Raw genomic sequence first — 16,582 nt, forward strand, 5'->3', positions numbered from 1 at the left:
CCCAACGGGGGTTGACCGCACAAAGCAGGCGGTCCTCTACAAAGGCGACATGAAAAGGGAATGGCTCGCGTTGCAACCGAAGCCGGGACGATCTTCTGTGGCTGCCTCGGTCGCAAGGCGTGACCTTTGGCCGGCGGCCGCTGGGAGGATCCCTGGCCGCTCCCGTCATCGATCCTCACCATTGTTCGGCACCGGCAACTCCGGTGAGGAAGCACCCTGGTCTCTCCGCAGCCTCGGCAAGCCGACGACGGCTGTCATGATCGCCGCTGCCGACGAAGCTGTCACCAGCGGTTCGGCGAGAGAGGCACTGCACCGCCGCGCGAGGGCGGCGTGCAATCGTGCTTCAGGGTTGTCGTCCTGGCCCCCGGCGGCGATGAGAGCAAGAAGGTCATCGGATGCTGGGGGGCGCCCTGAGCGCGGCATGCCGGCTTCGCAAGGGCCGGGTTCTCGCTGCCAACAGGAGGCTGGCCGACACCGTGGTCGATCGCCGTATGTGACGGAAGGTGGTGTCCGTCTGCGCTTACGCCGCTACCGCTTTCCGCTCCTCTGCCGTCATCCGGGCGATGACCTCGCGCGCGACGTCGGCGCCGGCGTGTTCGAACATGGCTCGCCATTCAGCCACGCTGCGGGTGGTCGTCACCCTGCTCCGCCTCGTGTCGTAGACAACGCAGGGTGAGGCAATCATTGCCAGGCGCAGGACATTCAGGAAGGTGCCGGGTGATGCGCCATCCCAGATCATCAGGCCACAGTCGGCCCGGCGCGCCATTTCCCGGTCCTTCCCGGCATGGACGGCGAAACCTTGTGCGCCATCAGGTGGCGGGATGCGGTAGGCCGCCCAGTCGCCGAGGTTGTGGCGCGGTTCTTTGCCGGCATGGAACACACCGACATGCTCGTAGCCATAGCCCGCCAGCAGGCCCTGCACCTCTGCATCCGCCCCAGGCGCGTCGCCGATGAGAACGCCGTGCTCGTGTGCGACAATCGCGCTGATCCGCTCGATGACCGGGTCGGGCAGGACGTCAATGTCCCGTGAGCCTCCAATGAATATCATCGCCATCGTGTCTCTCCTTTCTCTCCAAAGCCCCCGCCCAGCGCCAGCCACCCTCGCCCGCGCGAGCCGATCGCGTGGACGGCAATGCTCCGCCATTGTTCGACGCGCCGCGGTGGCCCCCACCGCCCGGCTGCTTCTCATGAGCCTTGTGGAGTGTGTCCTGAAATTGCTCGTGGGGGTCGCGCAAGGGATCGTGACCCCGCAAAGGGCGAAGAGTGCGTCAGCAGGCTTCGTGGAGCCGCCTCTGGCGACGGAATAGAGCCCCGGGTCCGGCGCAGCCGGATGCGCCCGACAGTCCTCACAGCGCGATCGATGAGAATTCATCACGCGGATCACCCATCCCAGCACTCGGAGACGGTCGCAGTTGCCAGCCCATATAAAATTTTGTATTGGTAGGTTTGATGACCAAGTCTGTCGAGTTCCGTGGGAGCGCCCTTGACGATCTGCGCGCCTTTCCCGCGGCGGCGCGGCGCGAGGCTGGTCATCAGCTCGACCAGGTTCAGAGCGGCCGCGAGCCGGACGACTGGAAGCCGATGAACACGGTCGGGCAGGGTGTGCGGGAAATCAGGATCCGGGATGCGGCCGGCGCATTCAGGATTATCTACGTGGCCCGGTTTGCCGACGCTGTTTATGTGCTGCATTGTTTCCAGAAGAAGACGCAGAAGACGGCGCGGACGGACCTCACGCTCGCCGCGGGACGTTACAAGGACCTGGTGCAGGAGCTGAACCGATGAGCAACGAGCGCTTCGAGAGTGTGTGGGACGCCATCGCGGATACGCCCGCCGAGGCCGAGAACATGAAGTTGCGGTCGGCGTTGATGATGGCGCTCAAGCAGCACATTGCCACGGAAGGGCTGAGCCAGTCCCAGGCCGCCAGGTTGTTCGGCGTCACCCAGCCGCGCATCTCCGATCTTATGCGCGGCAAGATCGACCTGTTCGGCCTCGACACGCTGGTCAACATGGTGGCGACAGCCGGCATGCACGTGGAAATGAACATCGCCAAAGCGGCGTGACCACGAGGCGAAGGCCGGCGCGGGAGATATGCGATGCCGGAATGGCCGAAAGACAAGTTGCTCAAGCATGGCCCGGAGATGCCGATGGCGGAACGCATCCGGCGCTATCAGCACAACATCCGCGTTATCCGGGACTCGGGCTGCGCCGTGCCGACCCCGGCGCTTTCCGACACGCTGGATCCGGCCGAGATCGAGCTGTGGTTCGCCGACAGCGCCTTTCGCGGCCACAGGCTTAAACGAGCGATCGAGGCTGTCGCCCAGCTTCCCGAGGAAGCCACCTTGCCCTCGCCCTTCACCGAGACCGATCCGGACTAGACGATCGCCACGCGGGCAGATCTGCAAGGGAGCCGCAAACGCGGCCCCCTGGCGCCTGTCGGGCGCCGATGGCGGTCAGTCAATCGCCTGGAATATTTCGGAGGCTTCCGGATGTTCGGCCGCAAATGCGTAGAGGCGAGCGTACCCCTCGGCCAGCAGGTCGGACTCATATCGAAACGAAAGATGCGAAAGGGCGAACAGCGTGGCGATGATGCCTGCCGCGTCGGCTGATACCTCGCCCTCGTAGCCATTCGTCTCGCAGGTGATCCGGTAGCGGTCCTTCGAGGTCGGCACGAGATAGAGCGGCTTGCCCTCGTATTCGTAGAACCTCCAAAAGCCCCCGCCATAATCGAGCGGGCTCAGCCATTCCATGAGGCCGTAGAGGGTGTTCTCGGCGACGATCAGATGCTGGAGCCCGAACAGGCCGGGGAAAAAGTTCACCCGACGGTCCTCGCTCACAAGGGTGGCGACGCGGGTGGTAGTGTCATGAGTGGTCATGATGTGAACCTCCAGAGAGAGCGGGATGGAAGCGGCACAGGGGCTCTCTCTCACCTCCCCGCACGGCCCTCCGGTCTCGGCCACCTCTGGCTCTCTCATAGGCCGCCATCGCGAGACGCGTTTGTATCGGAGAGGCCGCTGGACCGCCGTGACCGTCCGGACTGGCACACCGAAACCGGCGGCCCGCTGCGCGGGGGCCGGGAAGGTCGGAATCAGGGATGGTGGGGTGGCGCTCATCACGCGCCGCCCTCCTCGGTGAACCGCCAAACCGGTATGCCGAGGCGGCGTGCCTTGTCGGCCAGGTTCTCGGTGATGCCGGAACCGGGGAAGACGATCAGCCCGTAGGGCACGACCGACAGAAGCTGGTCGTTGCGGCGGAACGGAGCCGCCTTGGCGTGCCGGTTCCAATCCGGCTTGAAGGCGATCTGCGTGACCTTGCGGTTCTCGGCCCAGCAGGCGGCGATGCGCTCGGCCCCGCGCGGGCTGCCGCCGTGGAGCAAGACCATGTCGGGATGCTTCTCGCGGGCCTTGTCGAGCGCGTCCCAGATCCGGTCATGCTCGTTGCAGTCGAGGCCTCCCGCGAAAGCGATCTTGGTGCCGGCCGGAACCAGCACCTCGGTGTCAGCACGGCGGCGTGCGGCGAGGAAGTCGCGGGAGTCGATCACTGCGGCGGTCATCGACTGGTGGGAGACCTTGGAGCCGGTGCGCGGCCGCCATGCCGATCCGGTCTGCGCCTCGTAGAGGTCGGCGGCCTCGTCGCGCATGATTTCGAGCACGTTGCGGCGCTCGATATAGGTTATGCCTTCGGCTGTGAGCCGTTCCAGCTCGACCGACTTCACTTCGGAGCCGTCCTGTTCGCCCTGGCTCGAACGCTGCGCCTCCTCGTTGCGGTCGAGACTGCGGGCGACGCGCTCGGCGGCGCGGTGGAAGACGTTTGCGAAGGACCAGAGCAGGTCGTCGAGGTCGGGTTCGAGCCTGGTGTCGCCGAGCATGCCGGCAAAGGTCTCGACGATCCCGGCGAGGCCGGCACGGATCACGGTGTCGTCGGGAAGCGGGCGGGGATCGGGTTCGTCCTGATGCGGGCGGTGGCCGTACATCTGCAGTTCGAGGATGACGCGGTCGGTCGGCGAGGAGGCGTGGTAGGGCTCGTAGCCGTCGTCGAAAGGAAGATCGTAGGTCATGGTGTGCTCCGTCGGTTGTGGCCGGGCGCAATAGCGGCCTGACAGCGAAACCCGGCCGCGCCCCGGGCGCGGCCGCACCGAAGGCCGGAGCGAAGCGGAGGACGGCGCAGCCGTTGCGGCCGTGAACTGGGGGTGGCAGGGATCGCCTCTCAGGCAGGCCGCGGGCGCGGCCTCTCCGGCGGACCGCCGCCATGCCTGCGAGGCTTTCAATGACGCCGCCCCTGCCCGCCTGCCGGCCCGAGCCCTTCATCCGGACGGCAGAAAGCGACGGGCATCCTCCGGGGCGAGCTGATCGCCGAGCCATGCCGCGAGATGGGCAGGGCCGAGATTGCGCAGATCGTCGTTGAAGTCGCCAAGCTGCGGCCGCAGCGCCAGGGCGAGAATCCCGGCCTTGCCTGCTCGCCGGCTGAGACGCTCGATGCCATGCCGGCCGGCGGCGTCCGCATCGGCTGCGATGTAGAGGCGACGGCAGCCAAGCGGAAAGATCAGGCCGGCGAGGTGATTGGCGGAGGTGGCGGCGGCCACCGGCAGCGCCGGCATCACCGTCCTGAGCGAAGCCATCGTCTCGAATCCCTCGCCGGCGGCCATGACCGGCACCTCGGCCCCGGGATCGAGGCCGAGCCAAATAGCGTTACCGAGCAAGTGGCCGAGCGACCGGCGGGGATCGATGAGTGTCGCCTTGCCGTTGCCGTCCGGAGCGAGCCAGGTGCGCTGGAGGCCGGTGATACGACCGTCGGGGTCGGTGACAGCGGCGATCAGCGCTGGCAGGGTCTGCGTCTCGCCCGTTAAGAGATCCCGGTAGTAGCAGCGGGGATGGAAGCGCAGGGCGCGCTCGTGCGCGGAAAGCAGGATGCCGCGACCGGCGAGATAGCGTTCGGCAAGCGTGCCGGCGATCGGCTGTGACATGCCGAACAGGCGACGCGCGGCGTCGGGAGAGCCGCGTGCCGCGGCGGGCTGGCGTTGCGCGCCTGAGGTCCGGGGCTGCGGCCGCGGCATGGCGAGGAAGCGACGTGCTTCATCGGCGACGTCACGGAAGTCGACGAGGCCGCAGCTTTCGCGGATGACATCGAGCAGATCGCCAAATTCTGCCGAGGCTTCGTCCGCCCACTTTCCTGCTGGTCCTTTCGCGTTGGCCGTCAGGCGGACATGCATGGAGCGGCCGCGGGTGTTGCGGACGTCGCCGACGATCCAGTGATTGCCGGAGCGATGACCGTTGGAGAGATATTCACGGCACACCGCCTCGGCATGGTCGCCGAGGCGGCGCGCTAGCTCGGAAGCCGAGCCGGTCATGATCGCCTCCCCTCAAGCCGCTGCGGCACGGTCGGTGACTCCGACCAGCGTATGGCGATCCAGCAACGCGGCGAGGAGGGCCGGGCCTTGCGCAGCCGTCGGGATGAACAGCCGGAGCTTCCAGGAAATGATCTCGGAAATCAGCCCCAGCGCCTTCAGCCTGGGGACCATGGCGTCGGTGAAGCCGATGAGTTCGACGCGGTAGTCGCTCATAACCCGGCTGCGGCGCAGGATCAGGCCATCGGCAAGCTGCAGCCCGATCCGGCCCTCGACCAGGCCGGTCCACGCTTCCTCCGGCGCGAGCGTTGGCACATCATCGAGACCGAGATTGCGGTACATGGTCGCGACCAGCGTCGGCGCGATATGACGGCCGATGATGCGCTCGCCGGCGTCCGTCTGGATGCGGTAAACCCGGCAATCGTCGTCAGGCAACCGCCGCCAGATCGGCAGGAGGAGCCCTGTGACGATGTTGAAGGTGCTGGTGGTGAACTCCGGCACCGCGGCGGCTTCCGCCTCCCAGAGTTCGCAAAACACCTTCCGCTCCGCAGCCTGCCAATGCGTCTCGGCGAGCGCATCACGGCCGAAGCGCAGTTCGTCCGTCGGCCGCAGCAGACGTACGCGGTGCTCGACGGCTCCGTCGTCGAGCATGAGGCTCGCCGTCGGCAGTTGCACGGCCGCGCGGCTCGACCGCGTGTTGACCAGCAGAACCGATTGCGGCTCCGCGCGGGCGGTTGCCAGCACGTCGGTCAGGCCGAGCGGGCGGATGCGATCCTTGCGCGCGACAGTCAGCACATGCGATTGCGCGCCCGAAACCGGATGCGTGTAGACGGTGCGGCGATCGGTGATGACGATGCTCTCCGCCGTGATCGTCTCCAGCCCCTTGTCGTAGGTGCCGGCGGCGATGGCGCCTTCTATTCTTCCCGTCATCAACTGCTCGAAGACCTCGAACAAGAGGTTCTGGGTCTCGATGCGCAGTGCGAGCAGCCGATTGAGCCAGGTCGTGATCGGCGGCAACTCGTCGCGCAGGCCGCCCTCGTCGGTGGTCAGCGACAGGCCGGTCACGGCCTCGAAGGTCGTAAGCGAGCAGCTTTCGATCTTGCCCTGGTGGAGCAGCATGTAGAACTGGCGTAGCGCCGCGCGAGCGTAGGGGCTTTCCAGATTGTCCTCGGGCCGGAACAGCCCTGCCCCGCCGGTCTGACGCTGGCCGCGTGTGATCGCACCCAACGTGTCGAGCCGCCGCGCGATAGTCGATAAAAACCGCTTGCCCGCCTTCACATTGGCGGCCATGGGCCGGAAGAGCGGCGGCTGCACCTGATTTGTGCGGTGCGTCCGGCCCAGACCCTGGATGGCGTTGTCGGCGCGCCAGCCGGCTTCGAGCAGATAGTGCTTACGCAGTTTCTGGTTCTTCGCGCCGAGATCGGCGTGATAGGAGCGGCCCGTGCCGCCGGCGTCGGAAAAGATCAGCACGCTTTTGTCGTCATCCATGAAACTCTGGGTTTCGGAGAGGTTGGCCGAGCCCGGACGGTTTTCGACGGCGAGCCGGTCGACACCGTCGCGGCCGGTCTTCCTGACGATGCGGCGCGAGCGGCCCGTCACCTCGGCAACGCTGTCACAGCCGAAGTGGTGGATGATCTGGTCGAGGGCGCTGCCGACCGGCGGCAGCGATGCAAGCTTCTCGATCATCTCGTCACGCCGGCGTACGGCTTCCCGGCATTGAACAGGGTTGCCATCCTCATCATGCGCGGGTCGCGAATAAACGTTCCCGTCGGCGTCCGAATATTCCTCGAACAGCTGCGTCGGGAAGGAATGCATCAAATATCCGCCGACATACTCGCGCGGCGTCACGTCGACATGGAGATCCGACCATTCCTCGGTTGGGATTTCGGCAAGCCGGCGCTCCATCAGCGCCTCTCCGGTCGAGACGATCTGCACGACCGCCGAATGACCATCGGTACGGTCTTGCTCGATCGCGTCGATCAGCGTCGGCGTCATCATCGAGGTGATGAGATGGCTGAAGAAGCGCTGCTTGGTGCTCTCGAAGGCTGAGCGCGCCGCCGCTTTTGCGTTGCGGTTCAGCGTGGCGGTCCCGCTGGTGATGTTGGCCGCCTCGAGCGCGGCAGTGAGATTGTTGTGAATGACCTGGAAGGCGTCCGCATAGGCGTTGTAGATACGGATCTGCTCCGGGGTCAGTTCGTGCTCGAGCAGGTCATATTCGACACCGTCATAGGAAAGCGAACGTGAGGTATAGAGGCCGAGCGACTTGAGATCGCGGGCAAGCACTTCCATGGCCGCGACACCGCCGTCCTCGATCGCGGCCACAAACTCGGCACGGTTGGCGAACGGAAAATCCTCGCTGCCCCAGATGCCGAGGCGCTGCGCATAGGCAAGGTTTTCGACGGCGGTCGCGCCCGTGGCCGAGACATAGACGACACGGGCGTCGGGAAGCGCGTGCTGGAGCCGCAGTCCTGCCTTGCCTTGCTGCGAAGGCGCGACGTCGCCGCGTTCGCTTTTTCCGCCGGCGGCATTGGCCATGGCATGCGCCTCGTCGAAGACGATTACCCCGTCGAAAGACTTTTTGATCCCTGTCGGGCCGTCGGCCCTCCTCGCCTGGTTTCCTTTTGTCCCAGTCGCGGCTTCGCCGCTCCCCGCCTCTTGTCCGACCCAGTCGAGGATCTGGGCGATCCGCGACTTCTTGCCCTCGCGTTCCTGGGAGCGCAGCGTCGCGTAGGTGGTGAACAGGATGCCTTCGGCAAGGCGGATCGGCATGCCCTGCCGATAACGGGACAAGGGTTGGACCAGGAGTTTCTCCTGGCCGAGTGCGGCCCAATCGCGCTGGGCATCTTCCAGCAGCTTGTCGGACTTGGAGATCCAGATCGCGCGCCGGCGGCCCTGCAGCCAGTTGTCGAGAATGATGCCGGCGACCTGGCGGCCCTTGCCGCAGCCAGTGCCGTCCCCCAAAAACCACCCACGGCGGAAGCGAACCGCATTGTCGGCGCCGTCAGCTGCGGCCGAGACGACATCGCAGGTCTCGTCGACGGTCCAGGCGCCGGCGAGATGGCCGGAATGCGCTTCGCCGGCATAGATCACGCTCTCGAGCTGGGCGTCAGACAGCAGGCCCTCATCAACGATCGTGTCAGGCAGGAGCGGCCGGTAGGATGGCTTCGGGGGTGCGACGGCGGCCATGGCGGCCGACTGCACGAGCGGCGTCGGATGCGGCTTGGCCCGCGGAATGTGGATCGACTGAAGTACATAGGGCTCGTAGATCGTGTCGGTGAGCCGGCCGCCCTCCTCCGGCATCCAGTCGCGCAGTTCGTAGGCGAGGGGGATGGCCGGCGTGATGCTTGTCGTCACCGAGCGGGTGGACTTCGCCCGCGGGATTGAGCGGACCGGCCGGATGGCGTTCGGGGCAGCCGGTGGGGCGACCACAGGTGCAGCTTTCGCCGCGGATCGGCCCGCTATGTGTATGGCGGCATTGCGCAGGATCTCGTTCGACCGGGCGCCGATCGAGTCTGGGAAGCCGCCCGGGGTGCGGGGCGGCAGGTCGGCGATCCAGGCAAGCAACGTCTCCACGTCCAAAGCCTTGCCCGGCGAGGAAACGAAGCCGGACGGGTCCGCGCATGGCACCTTGTCGATGATCGTCAGGCGGGTTTCGGCGGTGGTGCCATGGCGTGCATAGACGCGGCCGTCGATCGCCGCGGTGAAGATGACGGTGCCCTGCTGCTGCAGCCACTCGAAGGCAGCCCGCCATTTGGGGTTTTCGGGTGAAAGGCCGGTGCCGGTGATGGCAACAAGACGGCCGCCCGAACGCAGGCGTGCCAATGCGGAGGAGAGGTGTCGCCATGCAGCATCGGCGACATGGCCGTCGACATAGGCGCCGACCGTGAAAGGTGGATTCATCAGCACCACAGAGGGCTGGATGCCGGCATCGAGGTGATCATCGATATGGGCAGCGTCGTGCCGCGAGACCGGTACACGCCGGAACAGGAGACCGAGGAGATCGACGCGCATCGCGGCAAACTCGTTGAGGAAGAGCGAGGCCCGCGCGATCTCGGCATGGACGGCGAGAAGGCCGGTGCCGGCCGACGGTTCGAGAACGAGATCGGACGAAGAGATCGCTGCGGCGTGAGCGGTGACGAAGGCGAGCGGCAGCGGCGTCGATAATTGCTGCATGGCCTGGCTCTCGTCTGATCGTCTCGTATGGGTGGGAACGAGCCCGGCGATCCGTTTCATCATCGCCAGCGTCGCCTGCGGCGTGGTCGACCGGGACAGGATCACCGGTCCGAACCGCCGCAGGAACAGCACCTGGGCGGCTTCGAGCGCCTCGTAGGCATCCTTCCAGACCCAGAATCCCTGCGCATCACTGCCGCCAAAACTTGTCGCCATGGCGGTGCGCAGGACGGCGGTAGTGACAGGCCTGCCCTGTTCGAGAAAAGGCAGAAGCGGCATTGCCGCCTGGTAGATCGCCCGGGCGTTGTCGATGGCGGTGGACGCCGGCGCGGCAAGGTGAGCGGCCGTCCGGGCGACAGGCGATGTGGTCGTGACGATGTTCATGGAGATGTCCTTTGCGAGAGGGGAATGGCCCGCGCGCCGGCACTCTCTGCGTCCCAGCCGGGCCGCACTCCTCTCGGCCCCGCTCTGCCTCTGGCACCGATCCACCAAACGGGTTGCGCTCTGCGCAAAGCCATGACTCAATGCGCGGACAGGGATGCGGCGGCAACCTGGAGCTGTGGAGGTGATGCGACGGTTTAGAATTGGCAGTGAGGTCTTCGAGGAAGGGGCGCTTGACCTGCAGGCGACACTGGCGAGCGCCTATGCCCGCAGGGAGCGTCCCCTATGCCTGTGCCGCGAGCCGGGCTGCCCGATGTACATCGCCCGCATTGGCGACCTTCATCTGATCAAGCGCATGCCGCTCACTGGCGGCGGCCACGATCCATGCTGCGATTCCTATGAATCCCCGTACGAGCTATCGGGGCTCGGGCCCCTGATGGGAGGGGCGATCCAGGTCGATTCAGACAGCGGCATGGCGGCACTCAAGCTGGACTTCAGCCTGTCGAAGACGGGGAGCCGGGCGGCCCCACAACAGATCGGGAATGGTCCCGACAGCGTATCCGGCGAGACCAGGAAACTGTCGCTGCGTGGCCTGCTGCACTATCTGTGGCACGAGGCCGAGCTGACGATCTGGACGTCGCTATGGACCGGCAAGCGGCATTGGTGGAACGTGCGATGGCACATCGCAGAGGCCGCCAAGCAGATGATCGTCAAGGGCCGGCCGCTCGCCGAGACCCTCTTCGTGCCGGAGGCATTCCGGCTGGAGAAGAAGGGGGAGATCGAACAGCGTCGGGCGGAGGCTTTGGCGCCGGCGGCCGCGCCGGCGTCGGGGTCGCGCAGGCTTATGGTCTTGGTCGGTGAGGTGAAGGAGTTCGAGCCGGCGCGGGTCGGCCGCAAGCTGGTCGTGCGGCACATGCCCGGCTTTCCATTCATGGTCGACGATGATCTTCATCGTCGCTTGCTTACACGTTTCGAGAGGGAGTTTTCGCTCTGGGAGGCTGATCCCCAGTCCCACTTGATGGCGATTGCAACCTTCGGGCTCAACCCGGCTGGACTTGCGGTGATCGAGGAGATTGCCGTCATGGTCGTGACCGAGAACTGGATTCCCTACGAGTCTATCCACGAAAAGAAGCTGATCGAGGCGCTCGCAACGATGCGCGAGAAGAGCGTGAAGGGACTGCGCTACAATCTGCGTGCCGATCAACCGATTGCGAATGCCATGTTCCAGAGCCGGACGCAGCCAGTCGCGCTCTATATCGTGCCGTCCGGAGCAGACGACACGTTCGAAGCGTCGCTCCAGGAAATGATCGCTGCGCGAGCGGAGATCGGCTCGTGGGTTTGGCGCATCAGTGAAGGCGATATGCCGCCTGTGCCGTTTTGAGCGGCGCAGCGCGTGTCAGCAGGATTCAGACTGCCCTACGCGAGGCCAAGCTTTTTCTTGAGCTCGGCGTTCTCCTTGCGCAGACGTTCCGCAAGCAGGCCCTTCAAGCGCTTGTTTTCTTCCTCGAGCGCGAGCAAATCCTTGAGATCGCCACCATCCGAGGCCGGCGTTGCCGCCTTCTTCCACTGATAATAGGTCTGCTCGGATATGCCGGCCTGCCTTGCGGCGCTTTTGAGGGTCTCGCCGCTGCCGATCGATTTCTCGATTTGGCCAAGCTTCTGGGCGCGTTCTTTTGAGGAGTAGATCTTTCGTCCGGTGCGGACGGCTGCTGCGGGAGCTTCAGCGGCTGCGGGCGCCGCTTTGGCGCCGTTCCTGCGAGCAGGCTGCTTGGGCTCGGCCTTTGCGTTTCGCGTTCGCGGAGCTTTCTTCTTCGGCTCAGGCGCCTTCGGCTTGGCCGGCACTTCAGCAGTGATTTGGGGCGATTCAGCTTCCTGGGGGTCGGCCATATAATGCTCCGCTTGCGGGTTACTCCCACCTTCAGCATCAACAGGTCTTAAACTAGAGTCAACAACGTGACCATTTGGCAGGTCGATTGTTTCAGAAGCCTTGGCCGTCTCTGCCATAGCTGCTGACAGGTCAACGTCGCCCCAAATAGAGTTCCTTCTTTTTTGGATGCCGCGCTTCTGTTTGACCTCCACGATGAATGGTCGAGTCTGCTGCCTCATAGTGCCTTCCCTTGGGAGAAGCGACTTGCATAACGGGTCGCTTTTTCTCTATCGGTCCGAGCTTTATCGAAAGAGGCCGCCGACGGGCAAGCGATGTTTCGACCAATCCGTCTTCTGACGACCGGCCCGATACGTGCGCGCAGCTTATTCGGGTCGGCGTGGACGATCGTGAAGTGCTAAAGCGTCTCGCCCGTCGGCGCCGCGTAGAAATATTCCTTCACCTCAATGACGACATCGCCGATGCTGTAGGAGGTGGCAACCGTATCTCCGGGACGTACGAGAGCTGCGACGGTTGGCGCCCCGGGTGGCGTGCGCCGGTATCGGCGACGATCCGGGACACCCAAGCCGGCGGTATAGGTCGAATGCGCTTCATAGGTGCGCGCGGCCGCCAGTGGCGACTCTCTACGAGGGGTTCGCATCGTTGCTTCCTCTCCTCTTGGCATGTGCGCGTATCGCCGACATATGGCTGTCGATCTCATCGTCCGACAGGTCCTCGAGCAGCTTCAGGATCGTGCCTTCGCGACCGCCATCGACCAGCATCGTGCGTTTGCCGTGGTGCTCGACGGGCCAAGCATCGGGATTGATTTCGCCGGCAATTCCCTTGAAGTCCGGATGCGTGGCGTTCCAAATGGCCTCGAGCTTTTCCTCTCGGGTCATGCTGTCGGTCGCGCCCGTCTCGTGGGCGATGATGGCGGCACGCATCTTGTCTGGAGATTGCCGATCCGAGAGGTCGCAAAAGCCATGAAACCAGCGTTCGCGGCCGCGGATCCTGATCGCGAAGAAGACGCTGGTCACGTTGCCGGCCTTGAATTCCGACATGCCGAACAGGCCGAGCCTCTGGAAGAGCGGCGGCAGCAGTCCGAGGATGAAATGGTACGAGGAGGCCTCGATCTCGAACCACTCGCCGGAGTAGGGCGTGCCGGAAAGCGGATCGAGATCGGGGGTGTCCTTGTGATGGTTGAACAGCTGGAACATCTGCTCGCGCGTGGCGACGCCGGCGAGCACCTTTCTGAAAGGTGGATTGGAGGTCATGGCGGTTGCTCCTGAAGCAGATCGACACCGTGTGGTGTGACCTGAAGACGAAAGAGCCCGGCGCAATGGCCGGGCTCGAGTGGGTCGGAATGGTGATCTTCGATGTGGGTTCCGTAGCGGACCGACGCGCGTGGCCGCGCTTGCCGGGATCGTCGTCGGACATACTTGCCTTGGACAGTTCTGCGGCGCCGCGCGGGTTTGCACCGGCGACGTCGCAGGCTTCCGATGCCGGGGGGCGGTTTCAGGCGGCGTGCCGATCGGAGGAATGTGCTGCATCCCGACCGACGCCGGTGATTGCCCGGACCGCGGCGGCCAGCGCCGGGATGTCGTCGAGCATGCCGAGCGCGACGAAGTGGTTGGCTCCGCCGGTATAGTCCTTGCGGCCCTTGCAGGTGCGGATAAGAATGCCGTGTCCAGAGGACATACCGAACTGGCCGACCTGGATGTAGGTTCGGTCATGGTGCAGGGTGATTTCACCGGAAACGGCGATGCCTGCCTTGTTCGAGCGCAGGTCATAGCTGTGCGACGGCAGGGCAAGCTGGGCCGCAAGTTTCTTCAGCCGCGAACGGGCCGTCGTGTGAAAACGTCTCTTATGCTGCTCGTCATAGGAGCAACTTCTGTTCCAGTCGAACATGTCGACCTCCATGAAACGAAACAGGCCCGGCGATCGCTTGCGACCGCGGGCCCGTCATCAGTTGGTTTTATGCGGTGAAACGGTCAGGCGGCGGTACGGCCCTCGATGACATCGGCGCCAACCTCGTCGGCGGAGACCTCCTCGAGATAGGCCCGGCTATACGCATTGCTGGCGAGCCAGCGTTTGGCGGCATCGCGGTTTTCGGCGAGATGCAGGAGTTCCGGGCTGTCGCCAAGTTCCTGCAAGACCCGGACCATGCCGATCGCGGGACGCTCGACGATCTCGAAACGCAGGTCGCTCTCGACGGACCAGGTGCGTCTGACCGAGACGACGATGACGCCGCCCTTGCCGAAATCGCCCTCATGCAGAATGAAGTGAGCGTGCGAACTATAGGTAGTTCGCTCGCGTGGCGGTTCCTTCTTGACCAGTCGACCGACGCCGTTGCGGCTTTCCCAGGTCGCGAGCTTTTTTGTGAAGCGCGACGGCGGTTTCGCCGCGCCGTCCGAGTAGCGGATGACGCTCCCCAAAGGGGCGGATTCGTAGATGATATGTGCGGGCATGCGAATTTCTCCATCTTGGAAAACAGAATGGGCCCGGCTGATGTGCCGGGCCCGGTGCGGAACGGGAGGGCCGATTATTCGGCGGCCTGGAGGTGGTCCGTCTCGTCGCCGTCGGTCACCGGCTCATCGGAGGACAGATCTGCATCCTCGGCGAGAAAGGCCGGCAGTTCGGCGGCATCGCTATCGTGCGCCGCCTCGTCCGGCGTCTCGCCGGCGACGGCGACGGCGTCGCCAGCATCGTTAGCCACTTCGTCGACGTCGAGGCGCAGCGGCTCCGGCAGCCAGTTCGATCCTTCGAGAAGACGGGCGGCTTCACGCGCCATGATGTCCTTCTTCATGTGGTCGATCAGCTGCGCGGAGTCTGCGCCACGGGCTTCACGGACAGCCTGCAGAATCCGCGCCTTGGTGAGGCGACCGAGGAACTCGACCGTAGGCGTCCAGCCGGCGTCGACCATGTCGAACTTGAGTGAGTTGGCCAGCACGTCTGCATGCTCGAGCGCCCGCGGCCGCCTGTTCCATGGTTCGACCACCGCGTTGAGGGTCAACGAGACGCAGTGCGCGAACAGCGCCTTGCGGCTTGCCTCGTCGAGGCCGAGAAGGAAATCCCACAGGCCTTCCGCCTCATCGGGAAGCTCGCGGTCCCAGGCTTCGTGCCGCTCGGCGATCTCCTTGGCCCAGGACGTCTCGGCAAGACCGTCAACCTGGGAGAAGCTGCCGCTCTTCAGGCTGATTTCAAGGCAGGTGTCCGGCGCGAAGCGATAGAACACCTGCAGAACAAAGGCGTGGAGTGCCGCGACAAAGGCGATGTCGACGTCACCGGCGAGCGCGTTGCGCATTGCCAGCGTCCTCTGCGCGGTCAGGTCGAAGACGAGGCGATCGGGCAGTGGCTTGATACCCTCGTCCTCGCCGTCGTCGCCAGAGCTCTCACCCACCGGCTTGCCATTGACGACAACACCATCGCCATCGTCGTCACCATTGGATTGGGTTTCGCCCTCGGCGTCGCCTTCCTCGCGCTCACCGACGTCGTCCGTCTCGGAGCGAGGCTCGTCCTCGGACCGCACGAAACCGGCCTCGACCTGGAGCCTGCCGTTGGCAGCGAGCGTCACGAAGACACCGGCAATGGCCTTCTGGGCTGGGTCGTAGCTTTGAGGACGATCGTCGATTGCATCGAGTTCGGCGCCCAGCTGATCGAGCTTCGCCTCGATTGCTTCGTCGGCATCCTCAGCCGCGGCATAGTCCGCATCGAGCTTGTCGTACTCGGCCTTCAGCGCGTCGTAGCGTTCGATCTCCTCGGCGCTGAGCTCCTGGGCCTCGGCATAGATGCGCCGCATGCCGGAGGTGTGGCCATAGGGGAAACTGATCGCCGCCTCGACCCATTTCCAGCCTTCGGCGCGGATGGCTTCGGCATCAACCTTCATCCTGTCGAAGACCAGCTGCTCGAGAAGTGCTGCATCCTGGAACCAGCCGCCGGAATCCTGCTCGAACAGGTCGCGAAGGATGACGCCGCCAGCCGCCTCATAGGCCTCGGCACCAATATAGACCGCGCGCCGATCATCGGCCCCGACCGTGGTCTCCGTCAGCAGGCGCCTGATGTAGTAGGGTTCCTGCGTGTGCGAGCCGGAGATCCGTTCCCAGACCTGCTCCTGGCGCGCGTGGTCGTCCGAGATCGATAACGCCATGATCTGTTCGAGCCGGATTTCGTCCTTCTCGTAGAGCTCGAGCAGTTTTGGCGACACCGATGCCAGCCGCAGGCGCTGCTTCACCGTTGCCGGCGACACGAAGAAGCGGGCGCCGATCTCGTCTGGATCGAGGCCCTGATCGCTGAGCGTCTTGAAGGCCCGGAACTGGTCGAGCGGGTGCAGGTCGGCGCGGCGGAGGTTTTCGGCAAGCGAGTCTTCTTCGGCCGAGGTCTCCTGCCTGCGGTTGACGACACAGGGGATCGGCTCATTCTTCGCCAGCCGCTTCTGCTTGATGAGGATGCCTAGTGCGAGATAACGCCGGCCGCCGGCGGGCACCTCGAACGTGCCGGTCTCCTCGCCCTCGCCGTCGAGCACGGGGCGCACGTTCAGGCTCTGGATCAGCTTTCGCCGTCCGATGTCTTCTGCGAGCTGCTCAATCGACATGCCGTCCTTGATACGCCGGACATTCTTTTGTGACAGCACCAGCTTGTCATAGGGGATGTTCTCCGCGGCGTTCATCGCGATCTTCTGAATGGCGTTCTTAGCCATGGTCAGGTTCTCCATGACGGGCGGCCCGGGGCCTCTCCCCGAACCTCCAAGCCCGTCAGGAACCCTCCCCTCCCCCCTCTGCCTCCAGGCCTCACGCCAGCGCCATCCGCCTGCGGCAACGATTGATGGG

General features: G+C 64.9%; 15 protein-coding genes. 4 read left to right on the forward strand and 11 right to left on the reverse strand.

Annotated elements, in window-relative coordinates:
- Positions 1–520: 520 nt before the first annotated feature.
- Positions 521–1,054 (reverse strand): hypothetical protein, encoded by a 534-nt coding sequence (locus LB543_RS30975; RefSeq protein ID WP_224616929.1) that lies wholly within the window; start codon positions 1,052–1,054, stop codon positions 521–523.
- 395 nt (positions 1,055–1,449) lie between these two features.
- Between LB543_RS30975 and LB543_RS30980 the strand changes: the two genes are divergently transcribed.
- The 3 genes from LB543_RS30980 (at position 1,450) to LB543_RS30990 (ending at position 2,375) form a co-directional block, all read left to right on the forward strand.
- A complete protein-coding gene (locus LB543_RS30980; protein ID WP_224616931.1) occupies positions 1,450–1,782 on the forward strand; it encodes a type II toxin-antitoxin system RelE/ParE family toxin in 333 nt (110 codons plus the stop codon).
- Positions 1,779–2,060, forward strand: a complete 282-nt coding sequence (locus LB543_RS30985) for a helix-turn-helix domain-containing protein (RefSeq protein ID WP_140812471.1) — start codon at positions 1,779–1,781, stop codon at positions 2,058–2,060. Before LB543_RS30980 ends, LB543_RS30985 begins: the two co-directional genes overlap by 4 nt.
- A gap of 84 nt (positions 2,061–2,144) precedes the next feature.
- Positions 2,145–2,375, forward strand: a complete 231-nt coding sequence (locus tag LB543_RS30990; RefSeq protein ID WP_224616933.1) for a hypothetical protein — start codon at positions 2,145–2,147, stop codon at positions 2,373–2,375.
- A 75-nt stretch (positions 2,376–2,450) separates the two neighbouring features.
- On the opposite strand, the gene LB543_RS30995 is transcribed toward LB543_RS30990, so the two are convergent.
- From LB543_RS30995 to LB543_RS31010, 4 genes are all read right to left on the reverse strand, one after another.
- On the reverse strand, positions 2,451–2,873 hold the full coding sequence (locus tag LB543_RS30995; protein ID WP_224616934.1) for an antirestriction protein: 423 nt from the start codon (positions 2,871–2,873) through the stop codon (positions 2,451–2,453).
- Between the two features lie 236 nt (positions 2,874–3,109).
- The gene (locus tag LB543_RS31000) at positions 3,110–4,054 is read right to left on the reverse strand and encodes a DUF2493 domain-containing protein (protein WP_224616936.1); all 945 of its coding nucleotides are present in this window, start codon (positions 4,052–4,054) and stop codon (positions 3,110–3,112) included.
- Between the two features lie 246 nt (positions 4,055–4,300).
- Entirely contained in the window at positions 4,301–5,344 is a 1,044-nt protein-coding gene (locus LB543_RS31005; RefSeq protein ID WP_224616938.1) for a toprim domain-containing protein, read from the reverse strand.
- A 12-nt stretch (positions 5,345–5,356) separates the two neighbouring features.
- Complete coding sequence (locus LB543_RS31010; protein ID WP_224616940.1) at positions 5,357–9,895, reverse strand: strawberry notch family protein; 4,539 nt, start codon at positions 9,893–9,895, stop codon at positions 5,357–5,359.
- A 184-nt stretch (positions 9,896–10,079) separates the two neighbouring features.
- Here LB543_RS31010 and LB543_RS31015 point away from each other — a divergent pair, with 184 nt between their 5' ends.
- Positions 10,080–11,273, forward strand: coding sequence for a DUF1173 domain-containing protein (locus LB543_RS31015; RefSeq protein ID WP_224616942.1), 1,194 nt, complete (start codon positions 10,080–10,082; stop codon positions 11,271–11,273).
- Positions 11,274–11,308: 35 nt separating this feature from the next.
- Here LB543_RS31015 and LB543_RS31020 read toward each other — a convergent pair whose 3' ends face one another.
- The 6 genes from LB543_RS31020 to LB543_RS31045 form a co-directional block, all read right to left on the reverse strand.
- A complete protein-coding gene (locus tag LB543_RS31020; RefSeq protein ID WP_224616944.1) occupies positions 11,309–11,998 on the reverse strand; it encodes a transposase in 690 nt (229 codons plus the stop codon).
- A 176-nt stretch (positions 11,999–12,174) separates the two neighbouring features.
- Positions 12,175–12,417 (reverse strand): hypothetical protein, encoded by a 243-nt coding sequence (locus LB543_RS31025; RefSeq protein ID WP_224616946.1) that lies wholly within the window; start codon positions 12,415–12,417, stop codon positions 12,175–12,177.
- On the reverse strand, positions 12,401–13,030 hold the full coding sequence (locus LB543_RS31030; RefSeq protein ID WP_224616948.1) for a DUF1419 domain-containing protein: 630 nt from the start codon (positions 13,028–13,030) through the stop codon (positions 12,401–12,403). Before LB543_RS31030 ends, LB543_RS31025 begins: the two co-directional genes overlap by 17 nt.
- A gap of 241 nt (positions 13,031–13,271) precedes the next feature.
- Positions 13,272–13,664: a hypothetical protein gene (locus tag LB543_RS31035; protein WP_224616950.1), complete on the reverse strand. Its 393-nt coding sequence runs from the start codon at positions 13,662–13,664 to the stop codon at positions 13,272–13,274.
- An 83-nt stretch (positions 13,665–13,747) separates the two neighbouring features.
- The gene (locus tag LB543_RS31040; protein WP_224616951.1) at positions 13,748–14,224 is read right to left on the reverse strand and encodes a hypothetical protein; all 477 of its coding nucleotides are present in this window, start codon (positions 14,222–14,224) and stop codon (positions 13,748–13,750) included.
- A 74-nt stretch (positions 14,225–14,298) separates the two neighbouring features.
- Complete coding sequence (locus tag LB543_RS31045; RefSeq protein WP_224616953.1) at positions 14,299–16,452, reverse strand: ParB/RepB/Spo0J family partition protein; 2,154 nt, start codon at positions 16,450–16,452, stop codon at positions 14,299–14,301.
- Positions 16,453–16,582 lie beyond the last annotated feature (130 nt).

Source organism: Mesorhizobium sp. ESP7-2, assembly GCF_020164715.1.
In the GTDB taxonomy this organism is placed as follows: Bacteria; Pseudomonadota; Alphaproteobacteria; order Rhizobiales; family Rhizobiaceae; genus Mesorhizobium.